Source organism: Streptomyces sp. HUAS ZL42 (assembly GCF_040782645.1).
Classification (GTDB): domain Bacteria; phylum Actinomycetota; class Actinomycetes; order Streptomycetales; family Streptomycetaceae; genus Streptomyces.
In genome coordinates, this window is sequence record NZ_CP160403.1 from 8,331,651 (window position 1) to 8,351,749 (window position 20,099).

Below are 20,099 nucleotides of genomic sequence, written 5' to 3' on the forward strand. Positions count from 1 at the left end.
GATCGTCGTGGCTGGTCGCGCCCACGCGGCGGAGCCGCACGATGTCGCAGCCCCGCGCCCCTTCGGGGCGCCGCACAACGGCACAATGGAGGCGTGACCGAGCCCATACCCGTGACCCGCGTCGTCGATCACGGCACCGCCAAGCTCATGCCCGACGTCGACCGGAAGCGGGCCTGGCTGCTCACCGTCGACGGGGCACCGCAGTCGTACGTCGACCTGGACGAGCCGGCGCATCTGGAGTTCGAGTACGCGCGGCGGCTCGGGCATGTGCTGGACACCGTCGCGGAGCCGGGGCGTGCGCTGGACGTGCTGCACCTCGGCGGGGGCGCCCTCACCCTGCCCCGGTATCTGGCCGTGACCCGGCCGGGTTCACGGCAGGACGTCGTTGAGGCCGACCGCGGGCTGCTGGAGCTGGTCGTCGAGCATCTGCCGCTGCCGGTGGGCGCCGGTGTCACACTGCACGCGGCCGACGCCCGGGCCTGGCTCGAGGGCGCACCGGACGGCTCCGCCGACGTCCTGATCGCCGACGTCTTCGGCGGGTCACGGGTGCCCGCGCACCTGACGTCCGTCGCCTACGCCCGCGAAGCCGAGCGCGTGCTGCGCGACGGCGGCGTCTACCTGGCCAACCTCGCCGACGCCGCGCCCTTCGCCTTCCTGCGCTCCCAACTCGCCACTCTCGGCACGGTGTTCCAGGAGCTCGCGCTCATCGCCGAGCCGGGCGTGCTGCGCGGGCGGCGCTTCGGCAACGCGGTGCTCGTCGCCGCGCACCGCCCCGTCGACATCGCCGCCCTGGCCCGGCGCACCGCAGCGGACGCCTTCCCCGCGCGCGTGGAACACGGGCCCGCGCTACGGGACTTCATCGGTGACGCCCGCCCCGTACGGGACGAGGACGCCGTACCGTCACCCGAGCCCCCCGACGGAGCTTTCGGCATCGGCTGAGCCGCGCTCCCGCACTCGCTGCGCCACCGGCGTGGACCGCCGTGTCAGGTTCCGCACGTCCGGCACGCACAGCACCGCCGCCGTGACCACCACGACGAGCACCGCACACCCCCACAGCGACGCCGTGCGCCCGAACCCAGCCTCCACCGGACCCGCCAGAGCCGTCGCGAGCGGCACCAGCGCGACCGAGCCGAACCAGTCGTACGCCGAGACCCGCGAGAGCTTGTCCTCCGGTATCTCCTGGTGCAGCGCGGTCATCCAGGAGACACCGAACACCTCCACGGTCGCCCCGGCCACGCACATCGTCACGCACAGCACGCCCACCGGAACCGGCACGGCCAGTGCGGCCGACGGCAGGGCCAGGGGGAAGACGCAGAGGGTGCCCGCGAGCAGCAGGCGGCGTGGCTTCCAGCGGGTCATCAGGAGCGCACCGACGACCGTGCCCGCGCCGAAGAAGCCCAGGGCGAGGCCCCAGGGGCCGGCGCCGCCGAGGTGGTCCCGGGCGACGAGTGGGCCGTAGACCGCGTCGGCGGCGGCGACGACCGCGTTGGCGATCGAGAACTGCACGACGATGCCCCACAGCCACGGCCGGCCCGCGAACTCCCGCCAGCCCTCCCGGAGATCGGCGAGCATCCCGCCGCCCGGTTCGCGCGGCGCAACGTGGCTCACGTCCAGGAAGGAGCGCAGTGCGGCGGCGACCGCGAAGGCCGCCGCGTCCGCGGCGAGCACCCAGCCAGGCCCCGCCACGGCGACCATCGCGCCGCCCAGAGCCGCGCCGCCGAGGGCCGCTCCCTGCATCGCCATCCGGAACACCGCGAACGCTCGGCCCGCCTGTTCGCCCTCGACCGAGGACATCAGCATGCCCTCGGCCGCGGGGCTGAAGAACGCCTGGCCGGTGCCTCCGAGCGCGGTCAGTACCATCATCTGCCACAAGCGCGGTTCGCCCAGGAGCACGAGGGCCGCGAAGGCGGCCTGCGAAAGGCAGTTGAGGGTGTTGGCGGCGACCATCACCCGGTGCCGGGGCAGCCGGTCCGCGACGGCGCCGCCGATCAGCAGGAACAACACCAGCGGCAGCGTGCGGGCGGCGGCCACCAGTCCCACGTCGCCGCCGTCGCCGCCCGCCTCCAGCACGGCGAACGCGGCGGCGATCAGCGCGCCCTGGCTGCCGAGGTTCGTGACGAACGCGGCAGCGGTCAGCAGGGAGTAGTTGCGGCCCGCCCAGGCGGGTCCGCTCAGACGTCGGGAGGAGTCGGAGGGGGAGGTCACCGGCCGACTATCCCCGCCGGGGCTCCGGCTTGACAAACCGATTCCAGGGCACGGTTCCGGCCCGCCTCAACGGGCGGGCCGGACACACGCGTGGGTCAGTCCACCGTCGGCTCTCCGTGGAGCCTGACCGTGCTGAGGATCTTCTGGATGGTCGCGTCGGGCACCTCCTCCTTGACGCCCTTGGCGCCGTAGAAGGTCCACGAGACGAAGTTGCCCGCCGAGTTCTTGAAGGCGAACGTGGTCGCCTTGCCGTCGGAGTCGCATTTGTGGGTCTTCGGAACACCGGACGTGTAGGACGTCGCGACGCTGCCCTCGACTCCGGCCGTCGTCGTGAACGGCTTCGCCTCGCCGATCTTCAGGTACTTCTTGGAGGACTCCTTCTGGTCGGTGTAGCCGCCGAAGGCGAACGCGGCCGCGTCGCCGCGCGCGGTGCTGGCGGTGTCCTTGGCCCCGTTCTCGCCCTTGGTGCCCGACGCCGCCAGCGACGACGTCTCCTCGTTGCCGTCCTTGTCGTCGTCGGACGTGCAGTAGTCGTGCTTCAGGAAGGCGGGCGCCGAAAAGCCGATGTACGCCGAGCCGTCCCCCTTCTGCTGATCCTCGAAGAAGGTGAAGACACCGGGCGATTCGACCGCCCATTCGGGCGGGACGTCGAAGGCCGTGCCGTACTTGGGGTTGATCACGACCTTCCAGCCGGCGACGGTCGGCTTCTCGGTCTCGGTTCCGCGCGGGTCGCCGTCCGTGCCGGAGCCGGTCGCGGCCGTGTCGCTCGGCTCCGCGGACGCGGAGGGGCTCGCCGACGTGCCGCCCTTGCCGCCGTCCGCCTCGTCGTCCTTGCCGCCGCCCAGAACCAGGAACCCGGTGACCCCGGCGGTCACGACGACAGCCGTGGCCGCGACGATCGCGACCAGTTTCGTCCGATTGCCCCCACCGCCGCCACCACCGCCGGGCTGCGGCTGCGGCGCGCCGACGGGACCGGGCGCACCCCACTGCGGCTGCTGCGCGTAGGGGTTGGGCTGCTGGAAGCCGGGCTGCTGATACGGATTCGGCTGCTGGTATCCCGGCTGCTGGTACGGGTTGTTCTGCCCTTGCGGGTTCTGCTCGCCCCCGGGCGGCTGCTGTCCTGGCCACATGGGCAGCAACCCTAGTGGCGCCCATGACACGAAAGGGTCACTGCCCCTTGTCAAGGACGTACCGAGTCGAACTCGCCTTACATGGCGAGGATTTCTCCGCAAGCACGCGGTGCTCACCGCATCGATCTGGCCAGTCGCTGCTACTCGTGGGTAACATCCCGCTCATGAGCGCAGACCAGATGTCCATCGGCGAGATGCTCGCCGCCACGGTGCCCATGGCCCGGACCCTGAACCTCGAGTACCTGGAGACCACGCCGGAGAAGGCCGTGGTCGCCCTTCCGGACCAGAGCGAGTACCACAACCACGTGGGCGGGCCGCACGCCGGGGCGATGTTCACGCTCGGTGAGTCCGCCAGCGGTGCGATCGTCCTCGCCGCGTTCGGCGACCAGCTCTCGCGTGCCGTGCCGCTCGCCGTCAGTGCCGAGATCGCCTACCGGAAGCTGGCGATGGGAGCCGTCACCGCCACCGCGACCCTGGGCCGCCCCGCGGCCGACATCGTCGCCCAGCTGGACGCGGGCGAGCGTCCCGAGTTCCCGGTGTCGATCGAGATCCGGCGCGGCGACGGTGCGGTGACGGGTGAGATGACCGTCGTCTGGACCCTGCGTCCCAACGGCTGAGCGCAAGGCGAGGGACCGGTCGCGAGCACGCCGACCGGGTCCCTCCTCGGGTCAGGCGGCGAACCGCTCGCGCTCCTGCCCGCCGTCCTCGAGTCCTGCGACGAACTGCTTGAGCCAGGTCACGAACTCCGGGCCCAGGTCGGGTCGTTCGCAGGCCAGCCGGACCACCGTGCGCAGATAGTCCGCCTTGTCTCCGGTGTCGTAGCGCAGCCCGTCGAAGACGACGCCGTGCACCGTGCCGTTTGTGGCGAGTTCCTGGAGGGCGTCGGTCAGCTGGATCTCGCCGCCGCGGCCGGGCGGGGTGCGCTCCAGGACGGTGAAGACGCCCGGGTCGAGGACGTAACGGCCGATGACGGCGTAGTGGCTGGGCGCGATCTCGCGCGACGGCTTCTCCACCAGACCGGTGACGCGGACGACTCCGTCCTCGCCGGTCGGCTCGACGGCCGCGCAGCCGTACAGGTGGATCTGCTCCGGGGGAACCTCCATCAGCGCGACCACGCTGCCCGCACACCGGTCGCGGACGTCCAGCATCCGACTGAGTAGTCCGGTCGCCTGTCGGCGACACCCTGTGGGCGCGAAAATCGGTCTGTGGCCGTCCGGCGGACGTCGTTTCTGCTTGGTGCGTTCCGAGCCTGTGACTGAGTAGGACGCTGGGGGTCCATCGACAGGCACCCCGATGTGTTGCTGCGAGCACGCGAATCAGCTTCTTCCGCCTGCCGGGCCCCCGCCGGACGACCGCGCACTCGCGGCCGATCAAGGGAGGGGGTACCGGGCAGATGGACGTGATCCACGAACGCTGCGGGGGGATCGACATCAGCAAGGCGGACGTGAAGGTGACGATCAGGGTGCCGGGCACCGGCAAGCGGCGCCGCAGCGAGACCCGCACCTTCTCCTCGGTGACCTCGGGCCTTTTGGCGATGCGGGACTGGCTGCTGGCCGAGCAGATCACCGTGGTCGGCATGGAGGCCACCGGCGTGTACTGGAAACCGGTGTTCTACCTGCTGGAACATGAGATGGAGTGCTGGCTGCTCAACGCCCGCCACATGAAGGCGGTCCCGGGCCGCAAGACCGACGTGAAGGATTCCGAGTGGATCGCCCGCCTGGTCGAGCACGGCCTGGTGCGGCCCTCGTTCGTGCCGCCCGAGCCGATCCGGCAGCTGCGGGATCTGACCCGGTATCGCACCGAGGTGATCCGCGAACGCACCCGGGAGGCCCAGCGCCTGGAGAAGCTCCTGGAGGACGCCGGGATCAAACTGTCCGCCGCGGTCGCCGACATCCTGGGCGTATCCGGCCGGGCGATGCTGGAGGCCCTCATCGCCGGCGAACGCGACCCGCAGGTGCTCGCGGACCTGGCCAAAGGCATCATGCGACGCAAGACGGACGCCCTGATCGAGGCCCTGACCGGCCACTTCACCGCCCATCACGCGTTCTTGGCCCGGGCCATGCTGGAGCGTATCGACGCCTGCACCGCGATGGAGAAACGGCTGGATGCGCGGATCGACGCACAGATCGCGCCCTTTCGCCGCCGCATCGAACTCCTGGTGACCATCCCCGGCGTGAACACGCGGGCCGCCGAGGTGATCCTCGCCGAGATCGGCGACGACATCGCCCGCTTCCCCACCGCGGGCGACCTGGCCTCCTGGGCCGGGGTGTGCCCCGGCAACAACGAATCCGGCGGCAGACGCGGCCCCGGCAAGACCCGCCACGGCGATCCCTGGCTCAAGGCCGCCCTGGGCCAGGCCGCCATCGCCGCGTCACGGACCAAGGACACCTACCTCGCCGCCCGCTACCGCCGGCTCATCGCCCGCCGCGGCAAGAAGCGAGCCCTGGTCGCCCTGGAACACTCGATCCTCGTCTCCGTCTGGCACATGTTCACCCGCGACACCGCATACGCCGACCTCGGAGGCCAGTACTTCCTCGAACGCACCGGCCGTGCCAGGCAGACCCGACGGCTGGTGAGCCAGCTCAACCAACTCGGCTACCAGGTCACTCTCCAGCAGACGGAAGACGCCGCCTGATCAGCGGCTACGGAAACGGGACGGCGGATTTTCGAATCAGCAGGGTCTCGCGCGGATCGATGAGGTCGTCGCCGAGGAGCACGGCGAAGGGCTGGTCGCCGACGTGATGGCGGGCGCAGAGCACCGCGTGGCCGAGGCCGAGCGGGTCGCCCTGGCGGATGTGGTGGATGTCGGCCAGACGGGCCGGGTCGCGCACGGCGTCCAGCCGCACGGTGTCACCCTTGGCGGCGAGCGCCTGCTCCAGTTCGAAGGCGTTGTCGAAGTGGTCCTCGATGGCCCGCTTGTGCCGGCCGGTGACCATGAGGATGTCGTCCAGCCCGGCCGCGGCGGCCTCCTCGACGACGTACTGGATGGCCGGTTTGTCGACGACCGGCAGCATCTCCTTCGGTGTCGCCTTGGTCGCGGGCAGGAAACGTGTGCCGAGCCCGGCGGCCGGGACGACCGCCTTGCGGACGGCGGGGGCGGACGCGGATGTGGTGGGGGAATGGGGGACGATCATGCGGCTCATGCTGGCGCACGCGGATGAGAGCGCGCCGGGAGCCGCATGGGAGATGGCTGTGTGCTGCCGGTGGCGTGTCGGCGCGGTCCGGAACTTGAAGATTTCGTGTGGCATCCGGCTTTCCGTGTGCACAACTCGGGCCGTCTGTGACGGCGTTTTCGAATGCCGGTACGGATACCGGTGGTAACTCAGCGGAATTTCCCGCGACTTGAACCAGGGGCACTCGAACTCCCTTGTTTCCTGTGAGGCGTGTGTGCGAAGGTGAGCCTCCCTTCGGGATGGTCCAGGTCAGGCCCTCAGGTACGCACCAATCAGGCCCCTGCTTTCCGGCGGACGCGCATTCCGGGTGTCGTCCTTCGGCTGGGAAGGAAATGGTTCAGTGCAGTCCCCCAACCCCCCGCGACCGCCGTACCCGCCCCGCCCAGGATGGCGGCCCGGGGATTCCGACCGCGACCTCGTCGCCCAGCTGGGCGACGGCGACTCGGGTGCCCGCGCCGTGCCGCTGCTGCTCGCCCGGCACTGGCAGGCGATGTACGACTACGCCGCCATCTGCCTCGCCACGTCCGGGAGTTCGGCCGACATGGTCGCCACGGCCGCGTTCCACCGGGTGGTCGGCCGGCCGGCGGCCGGCGCCATGGGCGGCGCCCTGCGTCCCCGATTCCTCGTGACCGTCCGGGACACGGTCCGGGAGTGGGCGCGTGAGGACGGAGTCTCCGCGGTTCTGCCGGAACTCCGCAAAACGGTGGGCGGTCGCGGGCTGCGCGCGGCGAGAGGCGGTACGCCGGAAAGGCGGCAACTCGCCGAGCGGGCTTTCCGATCCCTTCCGGGGGCCTCGCAATGCCTGTTGTGGCACACGGAGGTCGAGGCCGAGCCGATATCCGTACCCGCCGCTCTGCTGGGCGTGGACAGCGCCACCGCGATGGCCGCTCGGGAAGCGGCCCGGGAACAATTCCGCACGGGCTGCGTACGCGCCCACAGGGAACTCGCTCCCTCCAGGGAATGCCGCTTCTACAACCGTCTCCTCGACATCCCGATGCGCCGCGGCGGGGCGCTGCTGCCGGATGTCCAGCGGCATCTGAAGGACTGCCGCTACTGCCGCCACGCCGCCGAACAGCTCAGCCACTTCGACGGCGGTCTGGAGGCGCTCCTCGCCGAGGCAGTGCTGGGCTGGGGTGCCCACCGCTATCTCGACTCACGCCCCGAACGCGGTACGGAGCGGCGCAGGCCGCCGGCCACGGAGCGATCCGGAAGCGGCGGGCGGCACCGCTGTGCGCAAGGCGGCATTCTGCCCGGCGCGTCCGGCAGACATCCGAAGGCCGTGCTCGTGGGCGTCGGCCTGGCCGCGCTCGCGCTGCTCGCGACGGTGCTGGTCGCCAAGGGCTGGACCGATGACAACGGTGTCCCCGCGCCGCATGCCACCTGGGGCGAGCCCGTCGGCAGCTCCGGCAGCCCCGACGAATCCGCTCCCACCGGATCCCCGTCCGCCGCATCCGGCGGCCGCCCCGCGGAGACCGCGCACGGCCGCCTGCGCAGCCTGCGTGGGAATCTCTGCCTCGACGTGCGAGGTGGTCGGGCCGAGGCCGGCGCCGGCACCGAACCGGCGGTGTGCTCCTCCGCCGGGTCCCAGCAGTGGTCGTACCGGAACGACGGACGGCTTCGCAGCGGCGCCGACCCCGCCCCTGCCTCGACTCCGGCACCAGGAGCGGGCGGGTCACCCTCGCGGGCCGCCTGGCCCGTTCCGGCCGGGTGTCGTACGACCTCACGGTCCGCGGCGAGTTCCTGCTCCGCGGGTCCGAGGGCCTGCTCCTCGCCCCCGGGACCGGGGCCTCACGCACCGAGGTGGCCGTCGGTGAGCGCGACGGGGCCGGTCGACGGCGGTGACGGCCGGAGTCGGCTGTGAGGGGGACGGCGGAGGCGAGCCCGAGCGCCGGAAGGGAGGACGAGCCGCGCGCGACCTCCCGGGACAAGGCGTGGGCACTCGGGACCCGTCACGGCTTGCGGGCGACTCCGCAGCACACGTCCACCATCGGCGGCTCGCCGAACTGACTGGGTTCCGGGCGCCATCGAGAGGTGGGCACGACACCCGGCTCCAGCAGCTCCAGTCCCTCGAAGTAGGCCTCGATCTGCTGCGGACTGCGGTTGTGGTAGGTGGCGACCCCGCCCTCGTTGTGGCGCTCCGCGGCCTCGACGCGCTCCGGATTGGTGTCGCTGCCGTCGTTGACGACCAGGAAGCTTCCCGGCGGCAGGGCGTCGGCCAGCCGCTTGGCGAGCGTACGGGCCTGTTCGTAGTCGGGGATGTTGCCTAGGATCCCGAGCATCATCAAAGCCACCGGCCGGTCGAAGTCCAGGGTCTTCGCGGCCTCGGCGAGGATGGCGTCGGGGTCGCGCGCATCCGCGTCGATGTAGGCCGTGGCCCCCTCGGCGCTGCTCGTCAGCAGCGCGCGGGCGTGCACCAGCACCAGCGGGTCGTTGTCGACGTAGACGATCTTCGATTCGGGCGCGAACTCCTGGGCGACCTCGTGGGTGTTGTTCGCCGTGGGCAGGCCGGTGCCGATGTCGAGGAACTGGCGAACACCCTCCTCACGGGTCAGGTGGCGCACGGCCCGGGCCAGGAACGCGCGGGAGGCGCGGGCGTCGTCGACAATGCCCGGGAACACGTCCATCACCTGCCGGGCGGCCTCGCGGTCGACGGCGTAGTTGTCCTTGCCGCCCAGCCAGTAGTTCCACATGCGTGCCGAGTGCGGCACCGTCACATCGAGCTCGGGCGGTGTCCGCTCCGGGTCCACCGACGAGAATTCCCAGCCCTGGCTGCTCATTGACGCTCCCATCGGGGGGTGGCCTGTTCACCGTGGGCTGTGTGCGTCCGACCGTCCGTCGGGCAGATCCGCGCCTTCGGGTGTGCTGATCGTAGTGCTTGATCGAATCACCCTGTGGCACACCGCATTTGACGGCCACTCACATCGCTGTGCGGAGCAGGGCCCGCTCGCGGCTCACAGGAGGAACAGGGCCCACACGACCTTGCCGCGGCCGGTGCGTGGCATCCAGCCCCAGGCGTCGCTCAGCGCGGCGACGACCTGCAGGCCGCGCCCGGACTCAGCCAGCTCGTCGGGCTGTTTGACGCAGGGGATGCCGTCGCCGTGGTCGGCCACCGCGCACACGGCGCAGGACCACTGGTCCCACATGCCGAGCCAGACCGAGGTCTGCGACGTGGGTGAGGCGGAGGGGACATGTCCGTAGCGCAGAGCATTGCCGACCAGTTCCGAGACCGTGACGGCGACGTCCTCGGTGCGGCCGTCGAGGGACCAGTCGGCGAGCGTGGATCTGGTGAAGTCGCGTGCCATGCGGGCGGATTGGGGATCCGGGGGCAAGGCCTGGTTGGAGCACCTGGTGGGGTCGGGACGGTCCGTGCGAGGCCCGTCGAGCGCGGAAGCCCGTCCCCGGCCGGGCGGTCCGGCGGCGTCGACCGCCCAGCACATCCACTCCCAAGTCGCCTCGATCCGAGGGGGGTTGACAGGTCTTTCGAGTGGTCCCGCGGACATCAGGCCCCCTGAGATCCCTGCGAACACGACGTCGGCTCGTGCATCGCCTGTGCGGAGTATCGTGCTCCGTTCAATCAGTCGAATGCAAGTACATCTGCAATTGCATTCGATCTTGCAAGCTATGCCTCCGCGCGTTATCGTCCCGCATGCCATCTCTGGGTGCAATTGACGATGCAATTGCATCCGGCCGTCTGCGGGAGCCCGCCGCACTCGGTCCAGCGCCCGGGCGGCGCGCCCCAACAGCGCCTCCCCCTGCGGCTTCACCAACAAAGAGGGTTCATATGCACCACATCACCAACGGCATGCCGGCGACCCAGTTGGAGGGGGTCGTCTGGCGCAAGAGCCGACACAGCGGCCCGCAGGGCAACTGTGTCGAACTCGCCGCGCTCCCGGACGGTGCGGTCGCCGTGCGCAACTCCCGTCACCCCGAGGGCCCCGCACTCGTCTACACCCGCCCCGAGATCACCGCCTTCGTCCGCGGGGTGAAGGACGGCGACTTCGACGGTCTACTCCCCGGCCGGTGAAGTCGAGGCACACCCGCGGATAGCCGGAAGGCGACCCGGACGGTCGCCTTCCGGCTCCCTCGCGCCCGGCAGCAATGACACACCCCGGTGCTACGCTGCAATTGCAGGCCCAGGGGAGCACGGCAGCAGACCGGCGCCAGAACCGAACGGCACCGCCTCATCCCGTAGGTGATCTGTCCAGGCGCCGCTCGTTCACGACGGCGATCGAGGCTCGGCGTCAGGGCTCAGGGCTCATCGCATCACCCCAGTGGCGGCCCGAGGGGATGGACATGACTGCACCTCAGCCGGAACACAGCGCCCCTGTTTTCGACATGCTCGGCGGTCGGCGCGGCGGGCCGATGGTCCTGCGCATCCTGCTGGGAACCCGGCTGCGCCGACTGCGCGAGTCCTGCCGCATCAGCCGTGACGACGCGGGCGCGGCGATCCGCGCCTCCCACGCCAAGTTGTGCCGCATGGAGCTGGGACGGGTCGGCTTCAAGGAGCGCGATGTCGCCGATCTGCTGACCCTGTACGGCGTGGAGGATCCCGAAACCCGCCAGGAACTCCTGGAGTTGGCCCGGCGGGCCAGCGCACCCGGCTGGTGGCGCGAGTACGGCGACGTTCTGCCCAGCTGGTTCGAGCAGCACATCGGTCTGGAAGAGGCCGCCTGCCTCATCCGCACCTATGAAGTCCAGTTCGTCCCCGGCCTGTTGCAGACCTCCGAGTACGCCGCAGAGGTCATCCGCCTCGGCTACCCGCTCGGCACCGAAGACCAGATCCAACGCCGGGTCAGCCTGCGGATGGCCCGGCAGGAACTGCTCAACGGGCCCGACGCACCGCGACTGTGGGCCGTGGTGGACGAAGCCGCGCTGCGGCGTCCGACGGGCGGCGCCGAGGTCATGCGTGCCCAGCTCCGCCACCTCATCGAGGCCGCCGACCGGCCCAACGTCACCCTCCAGGTCCTGCCCTTCCACGTCGGCGGTCACGCGGCGGCGGGCGGCCCCATCACCGTGCTGCGCTTCCCCGTCGCGGACCTGCCCGACGTCGTCTACCTGGAGCAGCTCTCCAGCGCCCTCTACCTCGACAAGGCGGAGGACGTCGACAACTACCTCGCGGTCATGGACAGCCTGAGCATGGTGGCGGCAGCCGGCGCCGAGTCCGTGGCGTTCCTGGAACAGGTCCTCAAGGAGACCTGAGTCCTCGAGGAGACCTGAGTCCTCGAGGAGACCTGAGTCCTCGAGGAGACGACCCGCCTGCGCGGCACGGCGGCGACCGCGCCCCGGGGAACGCCGTCGCGTCCAGGGGACCGGGTAGGCTTCACGGGCGCGCGCCGCTTCGGTGGGCGCCCGTGAACGCAGGGACGCGAATGGGGAGGAACCGGCGGTGCACGTCCAGGAGTGGCTCGACACGGTGCCCGCGGCCGCCGTCTACGCCGTGGTGGGGCTGGTCATCGGTCTGGAGAGCCTGGGCATCCCGCTGCCCGGCGAGATCATCCTGGTCTCGGCGGCCCTGCTGTCCTCGCAGCACGCCGGCATCGACCCGTTCGTCCTCGGCCTGTGCGCCACCGTCGGCGCCGTCGTCGGCGATTCCATCGGCTACGCGATCGGCCGCAAGGGCGGGCGGCCGCTGCTCGCCTGGCTCGGCAAGAAGTTCCCCAAGCACTTCAGCGAGGGGCACATCGCGACGGCCGAGAAGTCCTTCGAGAAGTGGGGCATGTGGGCCGTCTTCTTCGGCCGCTTCGTCGCCCTGCTGCGGATCTTCGCGGGACCGCTCGCCGGTGTGCTGCGGATGCCGTACTGGAAGTTCCTCGTGGCCAATGTGCTCGGCGGCATCGTCTGGGCGGGCGGTACGACGGCGGTCATCTACTACGTGGGTGTCGTCGCGGAGTCGTGGCTGAAGAAGTTCTCGTGGCTCGGGCTGGTGGCGGCGGTGCTGATCGGGCTCACGTCGATGCTCGTACTCAAGCGCAAGGCCAGGAAGGCGCAGGTCGCACAGCAGGAGGCGGAGCCTGTTCCTGCCGGGGAGTGAGCCGCGCCGCTTCAGGGGCGCGGGGCGCTGCCATTGTGCGGCTCCGCCGCGTGGGCGCGACCAGCCACCACCGGCCCAGCAGTCATTCGTGGATCTCGCGGTGCGCTTTGGCCAGTTCCGCATACATTGTCCCGTTCAGCGTCACCCCCTGACGCTCCTCCTCCGTCAGCTCCCGCCTGACCTTCGCGGGCACCCCGGCGACGAGTGAACCCGGCGGCACCTGCATCCCCTGAGGCACAAGAGCCTGCGCGGCGACCAGCGAACCCGCCCCGATCACGGCCCCGTTCAGCACGGTCGCCCCCATCCCGATCAGGCAGTCGTCCCCGACCGTCGCCCCGTGCACCACCGCGTTGTGGCCGACGGAGACCCGCTCGCCGATGGTGACGGGGAAGCCCGGATCGGCATGCAGGGTGCAGTTGTCCTGGATGTTGCTCTGCGCCCCGACGGAGATCCGTTCGACGTCGCCGCGCACCACCGCGCCGTACCAGACGCTCGCTCCGGCTTCCAGGGTCACGTCTCCGATCACGGAGGACGTGGGTGCCACGAACGCCTCCTCGTCCACCTTCGGTTCCCGGCCGCCGATGCCCGTGATCAATGCCTTGTGCGCCATCGCCATCTCCTCCTCGTCGTCGGCAGCGCCACCGTACGCCACCCGGTGGGGCGAAGATCACAGGGCTCCGAGACCGTGCCCGTACCGCGCGCTGAGTACGGTGAGCGGGTGCCGAAGCGCAAGAACACGTTCTCATCATGGCGGCGGGGCCTCGCGCAGCGCGCCGTCCACGCGGGCTGGGCCTGGTTGCAGCGCACGGGCTCCGTCACCGCGGAGCACCCCGGGCGCTTCCGTTTCGGCGCGATGGGAACAGGTACCAGGCTGGCCTTCCCGCTCGGCACGGTCTTCAACGAACCCTGGATCCATCTCGGCGCCCACTGCATCGTCGGCGAGCAGGTCACGCTGACGGCGGGACTCATGCCCGATCTCGACCTCGGCCCGGAGCCGATCCTGCTGATCGGGGACGGCGTCGTCCTGGGCCGCGGCAGCCATGTCATCGCCGACACGACGGTCACCATCGGCAGCGACTGCTACTTCGGGCCGTACGTCTATGTCACCTCCACCAACCACTCCTACGACGACCCGCACGAGCCGATCGGCAAGCAGTGGCCCCGCATGGAGCCGGTGGAGATCGGGCCCGGGTGCTGGATCGGTACCGGGGCGGTGATCCTGCCCGGCGCGCGCATCGGGCGGAACGTCGTCGTGGCGGCGGGGGCGGTGGTCCGGGGCAGGGTGCCCGACCACGCCGTGGTGGCGGGGGCGCCCGCCCGTGTCGTACGCCGCTGGACTCCCGCCGACGGCTGGCAGCCGCCGCTCAGGACCCCCGCCCCGGTGCCGATCCCCGACGGGGTGACCTCCGAGCAACTGGTGGCGCTGTCGGGGCTGGACGAGGAGACGGCGGCCAGGCTGGCCGCGCTGGACGGCGAGGCCGCCTGCAGCTCGGCCGGGCCGGCCGGGGAGGCCGAAGGCCGGCTCGCCGGGTTCGAGCCCGAGGTGTGAGGTCCGAGCCGGCTCAGCCCGTCGCCAGCAGCAGTGTGCCCACCAGCGCCAGTCCGGCACCCGCCGCCTGCACCCCCCGCAGCCGTTCGCTGAGGAAGCCGCGCGCGGCCAGCGCGGTCACCACCGGGTAGAGGGAGGCGAGCACGGCGGCCACCGTGACCGGGCCGTGCTGGGCGGCGACGGCGTACGTGCCGTTCGCCGCGACGTCGGCGAGGCCCACGAAGGCGAGCGCCGGCAGCGAAGCCCAGGGGAAGCCGCGTTCGGGCAGGGCGGGGGCGCCCCGCTTCACCGAGACGTACAGCGCGGCACCGCCCGCGAGGACGTTCGTCACGCGCTGTACGAAGAGGGCAAGGAAGAGGCCGGTGACGGTCATCGACGCCTCGGTGATCAGCGCGAACACCGCGCCGAAGCCGAGCGCCGCGACCAGCGTGAGGAGGATCGCCCGGCGCTGCACCGGGACGCCCTTCAGCTGCGGACCGCCGGCCAGTACGACACCGCCGATCGCGATCGCGATGCCCGCCGCCTGTATCAGCCCGGGGCGCTCGCCGAGGAAGAGCCCGACGGACACGGGCACGGCCACGCTCAGGGTGGCGAGCGGGGAGACGACTCCCATCGGGCCCAGCGCGAGCGCCTTGTAGAAGGAGAACATGGCGATCGGGCCCACCAGGCCCGCCGCGAAGGCGAACCAGAGCCGCGGTCCCGCCTCGCTCCAGCCGCCGGTCGCGACCACGATCACGCCGAGGACGGCCGTCGCGATCGCCTGGGACACGACCACCACGGTCAGTGCCGGGGTGCGTCGCGTGAGCAGCCCGCCGCCGAAGTCGGCCAGTCCCCACAGGACACTGGTGGCCAGGGCGAAGAATGCTGTCACGGCTCGCCTCGCAGTACAGTTCGGTGAACGATTGGGTGCACCACACCGTAGTACAGCCAAGTGAACCCTGTCATTCAGAATATTGCCCTGAAGAGTCGGCCTGCGGAGTCGGCCGAAGAGTGGACGGAATGTGTCGGACCTCGACCTGCTGACCCAGTCCCTGGCGCGCAACGTCAAGCACTGGCGCGCGGTGCGCGGCTTCACCCTGGACGTGCTCGCCGCGCGGGCCGGCGTCAGCCGCGGCATGCTCATCCAGATCGAGCAGGCCCGCACCAACCCGAGCCTCGGCACGGTCGTCAAGATCGGTGACGCGCTGGGCATCAGCATCACCACTCTGCTCGACTACGAGCAGGGCCCGAAAGTCCGTGTCGTCGCCGCCGAACAGGCCGTACGGCTGTGGCACACGGACGCCGGCAGTTACAACCTCCTCCTCGCCGGCACCGAGGCGCCCGGCCCGCTCGAGCTGTGGGAGTGGCGGCTGATGCCGGGCGAGAACAGCGCCTCCGACCCTCACCCGGCCGGCACGGTCGAGATCGTCCATGTCACCGCGGGGGAGCTGACGCTCACCGTCGACGGTGTGGAGCACCGCGTCCCGGCGGGCGCGAGCGCCACCTTCGAGGCGAACACCCCGCACACGTACGGCAATGACGGCGACGTGCCGATGGAGATGGTGATGACCGTCTCGGTGCCGCCCGTGCACTGAGGCGTTCCCGGCGCCCTGTTAGCGTGCGGCCATGCGCGCACCCATCGGACACTTCGACATCGCCGACCCCGCCCCCGCCTGCCTCGACGAGCTGACCGACCCGGTCGCCGACGCCGTACGCCGCTGGTCCGGCAGCGTCCCCGCCGAGCAGATCGTCTACGTCGACACGGACCCGCAGTGGGCCGACACCGCGGTCTTCGTGGAGCACTACGGGCAGGAACTGCTCGAGCAGTCGGCGAACTGTGTGGTGGTGGCGGGCAAGCGTGGCGGTGACACGACACTCGCCGCGTGTGTGGTGCCGTCCACGACCAGGGTCGACGTCAATGGCGTGGTCCGCCGCCAACTCGGCGCCCGCAAGGCCTCGTTCGCGTCGATGGACACGGCCACGGGGGAGACCGGCATGGAATACGGCGGCATCACCCCGATCGGACTGCCCGAGGGCTGGCCGGTGCTGGTGGACTCGGCCGTCGTGGACCTGCCGTACGTCCTGGTGGGCAGCGGACGCCGCCGCGGCAAGCTGCTGGTGCCGGGCAAGGCGTTCGCCGAACTGCCGGGCGCGGTCGTGCTGGAGGGGCTGGGCGTCGCCGTCTGAGTCATGCCGCCGCGTGGTGGGCCAGTGCCATGTGGGGGTCCGTCTCGCCCGGGACCGGTGCCGGGTCGGCGTGGACGAGGGCGGCGGTGAGCCGCGGAACGGCGTGCAGCAGGGCGTGTTCGGCGTCCACCGCGATCGCGTGGGCCTGGCGTACCGTCGCCTCTCCGTCCACCACGACGGCCACCTCGGCCCGCAGCCGGTGCCCGATCCAGCGCAGCCGCAGCTCGCCCACCTCGCGCACGCCCGGGACCTCCCGCAGCGCCCGCTCGGCCCGGTCGACCAGGGCCGGGTCGACGGCGTCCATCACCCGCCGGAAGACCTCGCGCGCCGCGTCCCGCAGCACCAGCGTGATCGCGGCCGTGATCGCCAGCCCCACGACCGGGTCGGCGAGTTGCCAGCCGAGGGCCGTACCTCCGGCGCCCACGAGCACGGCCAGTGAGGTGAATCCGTCCGTGCGGGCGTGCAGTCCGTCGGCGATCAGCGCGGCCGATCCGATGGCACGGCCGGTGCGGATCCGGTAGCGGGCCACCCACTCGTTGCCCGCGAAGCCGACGAGAGCGGCCACGGCGACGGCCGGGACGTGCTCCACGGGGCGCGGGTCGAGGAGCCGGTCGACCGCGGTCCACCCGGCGAAGGCCGCCGAGGCGGCGATCGTCAGCACGATCACGAGGCCGGCGAGGTCCTCCGCACGCCCGTACCCGTAGGTGAAGCGCCTCGTAGCCGCGCGGCGGCCCAGCACGAAGGCGATTCCGAGCGGCACGGCGGTCAGCGCGTCCGCGGTGTTGTGCACGGTGTCGCCGAGCAGCGCGACCGATCCGGACACGGCCACCACGAACGCCTGCGCCAGCGCCGTCGCGCCGAGCACCGCCAGCGAGATCCAGAGGGCGCGCATGCCGCGGGCCGAGGATTCCAGGGCCGAGTCGAGTTTGTCGGCGGTTTCGTGGGAGTGGGGCTTGAGGAGGTGGGCGAGGCGGTGGCGGAACCGGGCGGGGGAGGGGTCGTGGCGGTGGTGCTCATGGCCGTGGGCGTGGTGGTGCTCATGACCGTGCTCGCGGCCATGGTGGTGCCCGTGGTCATGTGCGTGGTCGTGCCGCTCGCTCACGTCGATCCCCTTCCGGTGCGCGGGAGTGGACGCGCGGACGCCCACGGCCCCATTATGTGCGTATGAGCGCACGCATGCACCTTTCACCTGCGCATCATGCGCATCCGCGCACTCCCGGCGAGGAGCAGTTCGCGCTCGCCGCCGAACTCCTCGCCCTCCTCGGCGACCGCACCCGCCTCACGCTGCTGCACGCGCTGACGGCGGGCGAGGCCGACGTCTCGACGCTCACCGAGGCGTGCGGGGCGGCGCGTCCGGCCGTCAGTCAGCACCTGGCGCGGCTGCGGCTCGCGGGTCTCGTGACCACGCGCAAGGAGGGCCGCCGGGTGATCTACTCGCTGCGCGACGGCCATCTGCGAAGGCTGGTGGACGAAGCGCTGAACGTGGCGGACCACCGGCTCAGTGACCGGCCCGTGCACGACTGACAGTGAGGATGTGACGTGGTGACGCTGCGGATGGGTCTGACCCATCGACTGACTGACGCCTCGACTGTCCTGTTTGGGATTTGTCGGCCCGCCGGGCGTCACCACGCACGCGGCCGGACGGGCGCTTCACGGGTGGAGCGGCCATGTCTGGAGTATGCCGAGCCGACGATCCGACCAGGTGGCCGTTTTGTTACCGATAAGCGGCGCGTAAGGGCGAGTTAGGCTGGGCCGGCTTCGTTGTCGACCGTCTTGGGAGTCGCTGACTACGTGCTCTCGGTCTCAGGATGCGTTCCCTCGCGCCCCCCTGGCCCGCCGACTGCGTTGCCGATGCCCCACGTCCGTAGCCAGTGGCGGATCGTCCAGGGGGTGTCGAGCAGGTGGAAAAGAGCCACGGTGAGGAAGAAGTGCAGGGCGGCGATGCCTGTCACCACGAGGAGGGCCACCGTTCGCGCGGTACCGCTGAGGGCCAGGGCGGGAATTCCCCAGGCAAACGCGTAGACCAGGGTCGTCAACACCCAACGGCCGTAAGGTCGAGGGCGCCACATGAACGCCACCCAAAAGGCGTCCTCCAGCCGCCAGCCACGCTCTTGCGCCGCTCGACGCTCTCGCGCCGCCTGCTGCTCTAGCAGTTGATCGATCCCCGCCGCCCAACTGTTGACCTCGCGTGGTGAGCGCGGCTGGAAGGCCGGCGCCTGGCGCGTGTACACGGCGAAGACTCGCCGCGCGAGAGAGTTCTCGGACACCGAGCTCACACTCCCTCCTGGCCGCTCGCATCTGAGGCAGCAGGCGGCAGTGAGGGCGACTGCTCCTGATTTTGAGCGGCTGCCTGTGCCTGCACGGCGGCGAAGCCTTCCTTCGCCACGCGTCCGATAAACGGCACGAACAGCGTCACCTTCTCGAACACGTACGGCACGGCTGCGCCGAGAATCACGGCCAGCCACGCGTTCATCGTTTCGCCGTTGGCGGCGGTGAACGCCGCGGCGCCGCCAAGGCCCAGTGCGATGCGGAGGCCGGCCGCGATCAGGTAGGCGATGAGTCCTGGCGCACCGTCATCATCCGAACTCTGTTGTGCGGGCATGGCCTTGGGGTCGCTGAGGCTGTGCGCGCCCACCTTCCACGGCAGCTTGCGCCAGCGTCTTACTGCGATCACGTAGTCGATGGCCTCGATGGCGAAGCCCCCGAACGCGCCCCAGAGGGCGCCCTCTCGCCAGTCCATCTGCAGAGCGTAGGACTGAACTGGTAGCGCTCACCACCGGTTCGTCACGTTTGCGTCCCAGACGATGAGTGGTCGTGACTCCGCCAGAACAGCGCCACGACGAGGACGACCCAACTCCCGCTACGCTCCCGCCTCATGGGAACACCCTGGGCCTCGATCATCGCCGGGTCGACGGCGGTCTTCAGCGCGGTCGCCACCGGTGGTGCGTGGCTGGCCGCGCGCCGCGCGAACTCCACGGCGGAGGCGGTTGCCCGCATCGAGCGGGAGCGCTGGCACGCCGACCTGACGCCGCAGTTCAACGTGACGATCGAGCGCGGCGACGGGGACCGCGCCACGCTGAGCGTGCACCTCGCCGGCCCGCTGCCCCTGGGGTACCTCGACGAGATCAGCATCAGGGTCGCGCAGAGCGACGACATGGACTACACCCCCACGCTTCCGGGCGGCGCGACGCCAGAGCAGGTGGCCGCGCACGTGTGGGGGCCGTATCGGTTCGTGCCCCGCGTGAACGACGCCGACGAGAACGGGCAGGTGATGCCGGGGTTCCCGCTGCGGGTGGGTGCTGGCCAGCCTCGCGCCCTGGAGCGCACGCGGTCACCGCTCTGGTGGGAGGGCAACGACCGCGAGGCGCGGTGGCGGGACAAGTGGCTGAACAAGCCGATGCGCCTGGTCCTCACCTGCCATCGCGATGGGTTCGACCAGTGGGTGGTCCCGTACGAGGTGGACGTGCCGCAGGCGCCACGGGTTCGAACCGTGGGTTGACCCCACTGGGCACCGCGGGCGGCCGGCCGTTGGCCGATGTGACGTTCTCCCCGTTCCCTTCTTTCAACTGGCGAGACGTGAGGCGGTGGTTGAGGACCACGCGCCACCACTCCAGCCGGTCCGCCGATGACTGGGGCAGGGCGCGGAGGACGAGGCGCCCCAGGGCAACGAGGGCACCGGTGACGGTGGTCAGGATGGCGAGTGACGCCGCGGCCCAGGGCGGGACCGCTGAGAGGACAGACAGCACGGGACTCGGCCTTCCGGGAGCGCTAACGCGAGGTCTGCGACAGACCCAGCCAGGGTCATGCCGAGGGGCGTCCTGTCAAAGCGAGCGTGCTGCACGTGT

Annotated in this window: 21 protein-coding genes and 2 pseudogenes; 12 read left to right on the forward strand and 11 right to left on the reverse strand. The window is 71.0% G+C overall.

Annotation, left to right across the window (positions count from 1 at the left end; translation table 11 throughout):
- Window positions 1-93 precede the first annotated feature (93 nt).
- Window positions 94-939: a spermidine synthase gene (locus ABZO29_RS37980; protein WP_367324725.1), complete on the forward strand. Its 846-nt coding sequence runs from the start codon at window positions 94-96 to the stop codon at window positions 937-939.
- Here the strand turns inward: ABZO29_RS37980 and ABZO29_RS37985 are convergent.
- A complete protein-coding gene (locus ABZO29_RS37985) occupies window positions 901-2,205 on the reverse strand; it encodes an MFS transporter (RefSeq protein ID WP_367324726.1) in 1,305 nt (434 codons plus the stop codon). The two genes, ABZO29_RS37980 and ABZO29_RS37985, sit on opposite strands and share 39 nt — an antisense overlap.
- A 95-nt stretch (window positions 2,206-2,300) precedes the next feature.
- Window positions 2,301-3,335 (reverse strand): hypothetical protein, encoded by a 1,035-nt coding sequence (locus ABZO29_RS37990; RefSeq protein WP_367324727.1) that lies wholly within the window; start codon window positions 3,333-3,335, stop codon window positions 2,301-2,303.
- Window positions 3,336-3,514: 179 nt separating this feature from the next.
- Between ABZO29_RS37990 and ABZO29_RS37995 the strand changes: the two genes are divergently transcribed.
- A complete protein-coding gene (locus tag ABZO29_RS37995; RefSeq protein WP_367326351.1) occupies window positions 3,515-3,952 on the forward strand; it encodes a DUF4442 domain-containing protein in 438 nt (145 codons plus the stop codon).
- Window positions 3,953-4,003: 51 nt separating this feature from the next.
- Here the strand turns inward: ABZO29_RS37995 and ABZO29_RS38000 are convergent.
- Window positions 4,004-4,495 (reverse strand): annotated as a pseudogene (locus ABZO29_RS38000) (sugar phosphate nucleotidyltransferase); the annotation flags it as partial.
- Window positions 4,496-4,728: 233 nt separating this feature from the next.
- Here ABZO29_RS38000 and ABZO29_RS38005 point away from each other — a divergent pair.
- A complete protein-coding gene (locus tag ABZO29_RS38005) occupies window positions 4,729-5,970 on the forward strand; it encodes an IS110 family transposase (protein ID WP_367318180.1) in 1,242 nt (413 codons plus the stop codon).
- Between the two features lie 37 nt (window positions 5,971-6,007).
- Here the strand turns inward: ABZO29_RS38005 and ABZO29_RS38010 are convergent.
- Window positions 6,008-6,469: pseudogene (locus ABZO29_RS38010) on the reverse strand (UTP--glucose-1-phosphate uridylyltransferase); the annotation flags it as partial.
- A 379-nt stretch (window positions 6,470-6,848) separates the two neighbouring features.
- Here ABZO29_RS38010 and ABZO29_RS38015 point away from each other — a divergent pair.
- Window positions 6,849-8,369, forward strand: coding sequence for a hydrolase (locus tag ABZO29_RS38015; protein WP_367324728.1), 1,521 nt, complete (start codon window positions 6,849-6,851; stop codon window positions 8,367-8,369).
- 88 nt (window positions 8,370-8,457) lie between these two features.
- Here the strand turns inward: ABZO29_RS38015 and ABZO29_RS38020 are convergent, their stop codons facing one another.
- Both ABZO29_RS38020 and ABZO29_RS38025 read right to left on the reverse strand, forming a co-directional pair.
- Entirely contained in the window at window positions 8,458-9,285 is an 828-nt protein-coding gene (locus ABZO29_RS38020) for an SAM-dependent methyltransferase (protein ID WP_367324729.1), read from the reverse strand.
- A gap of 174 nt (window positions 9,286-9,459) precedes the next feature.
- Window positions 9,460-10,191, reverse strand: coding sequence for an ATP-binding protein (locus tag ABZO29_RS38025; protein WP_367326352.1), 732 nt, complete (start codon window positions 10,189-10,191; stop codon window positions 9,460-9,462).
- Between the two features lie 98 nt (window positions 10,192-10,289).
- Here ABZO29_RS38025 and ABZO29_RS38030 point away from each other — a divergent pair, with 98 nt between their 5' ends.
- From ABZO29_RS38030 to ABZO29_RS38040, 3 genes are all read left to right on the forward strand, one after another.
- The gene (locus ABZO29_RS38030; RefSeq protein ID WP_367324730.1) at window positions 10,290-10,532 is read left to right on the forward strand and encodes a DUF397 domain-containing protein; all 243 of its coding nucleotides are present in this window, start codon (window positions 10,290-10,292) and stop codon (window positions 10,530-10,532) included.
- 269 nt (window positions 10,533-10,801) lie between these two features.
- Window positions 10,802-11,707, forward strand: a complete 906-nt coding sequence (locus ABZO29_RS38035) for a DUF5753 domain-containing protein (protein ID WP_367324731.1) — start codon at window positions 10,802-10,804, stop codon at window positions 11,705-11,707.
- Between the two features lie 187 nt (window positions 11,708-11,894).
- Entirely contained in the window at window positions 11,895-12,539 is a 645-nt protein-coding gene (locus ABZO29_RS38040; RefSeq protein WP_367324732.1) for a DedA family protein, read from the forward strand.
- Window positions 12,540-12,621: 82 nt separating this feature from the next.
- On the opposite strand, the gene ABZO29_RS38045 is transcribed toward ABZO29_RS38040, so the two are convergent.
- A complete protein-coding gene (locus ABZO29_RS38045) occupies window positions 12,622-13,149 on the reverse strand; it encodes a gamma carbonic anhydrase family protein (protein WP_367324733.1) in 528 nt (175 codons plus the stop codon).
- A gap of 108 nt (window positions 13,150-13,257) precedes the next feature.
- Here ABZO29_RS38045 and ABZO29_RS38050 point away from each other — a divergent pair, with 108 nt between their 5' ends.
- The gene (locus tag ABZO29_RS38050) at window positions 13,258-14,088 is read left to right on the forward strand and encodes an acyltransferase (protein WP_367324734.1); all 831 of its coding nucleotides are present in this window, start codon (window positions 13,258-13,260) and stop codon (window positions 14,086-14,088) included.
- Window positions 14,089-14,101: 13 nt separating this feature from the next.
- Here the strand turns inward: ABZO29_RS38050 and ABZO29_RS38055 are convergent, their stop codons facing one another.
- Window positions 14,102-14,959 carry an EamA family transporter gene (locus ABZO29_RS38055; RefSeq protein WP_367324735.1) on the reverse strand — a complete coding sequence of 286 codons (858 nt, stop codon included), beginning with the start codon at window positions 14,957-14,959 and terminating at the stop codon, window positions 14,102-14,104.
- A gap of 130 nt (window positions 14,960-15,089) precedes the next feature.
- Between ABZO29_RS38055 and ABZO29_RS38060 the strand changes: the two genes are divergently transcribed.
- Together ABZO29_RS38060 and ABZO29_RS38065 are read left to right on the forward strand one after the other, a co-directional pair.
- Complete coding sequence (locus ABZO29_RS38060; RefSeq protein ID WP_367324736.1) at window positions 15,090-15,662, forward strand: helix-turn-helix domain-containing protein; 573 nt, start codon at window positions 15,090-15,092, stop codon at window positions 15,660-15,662.
- A gap of 31 nt (window positions 15,663-15,693) precedes the next feature.
- A complete protein-coding gene (locus ABZO29_RS38065) occupies window positions 15,694-16,254 on the forward strand; it encodes a YbaK/EbsC family protein (protein WP_367324737.1) in 561 nt (186 codons plus the stop codon).
- A gap of 1 nt (window position 16,255) precedes the next feature.
- On the opposite strand, the gene ABZO29_RS38070 is transcribed toward ABZO29_RS38065, so the two are convergent.
- Window positions 16,256-17,356 carry a cation diffusion facilitator family transporter gene (locus ABZO29_RS38070; RefSeq protein ID WP_367324738.1) on the reverse strand — a complete coding sequence of 367 codons (1,101 nt, stop codon included), beginning with the start codon at window positions 17,354-17,356 and terminating at the stop codon, window positions 16,256-16,258.
- Between the two features lie 62 nt (window positions 17,357-17,418).
- Between ABZO29_RS38070 and ABZO29_RS38075 the strand changes: the two genes are divergently transcribed.
- Window positions 17,419-17,778, forward strand: a complete 360-nt coding sequence (locus ABZO29_RS38075) for an ArsR/SmtB family transcription factor (RefSeq protein WP_367324739.1) — start codon at window positions 17,419-17,421, stop codon at window positions 17,776-17,778.
- 263 nt (window positions 17,779-18,041) lie between these two features.
- Here the strand turns inward: ABZO29_RS38075 and ABZO29_RS38080 are convergent, their stop codons facing one another.
- The gene (locus ABZO29_RS38080) at window positions 18,042-18,530 is read right to left on the reverse strand and encodes a hypothetical protein (RefSeq protein ID WP_367324740.1); all 489 of its coding nucleotides are present in this window, start codon (window positions 18,528-18,530) and stop codon (window positions 18,042-18,044) included.
- Window positions 18,527-18,994: a hypothetical protein gene (locus ABZO29_RS38085; RefSeq protein WP_367324741.1), complete on the reverse strand. Its 468-nt coding sequence runs from the start codon at window positions 18,992-18,994 to the stop codon at window positions 18,527-18,529. The genes ABZO29_RS38080 and ABZO29_RS38085 overlap by 4 nt, the downstream gene beginning before the upstream one ends.
- Before the next feature lie 135 nt (window positions 18,995-19,129).
- Here ABZO29_RS38085 and ABZO29_RS38090 point away from each other — a divergent pair, with 135 nt between their 5' ends.
- On the forward strand, window positions 19,130-19,753 hold the full coding sequence (locus tag ABZO29_RS38090) for a hypothetical protein (protein WP_367324742.1): 624 nt from the start codon (window positions 19,130-19,132) through the stop codon (window positions 19,751-19,753).
- The last annotated feature ends 346 nt before the right edge of the window (window positions 19,754-20,099 follow it).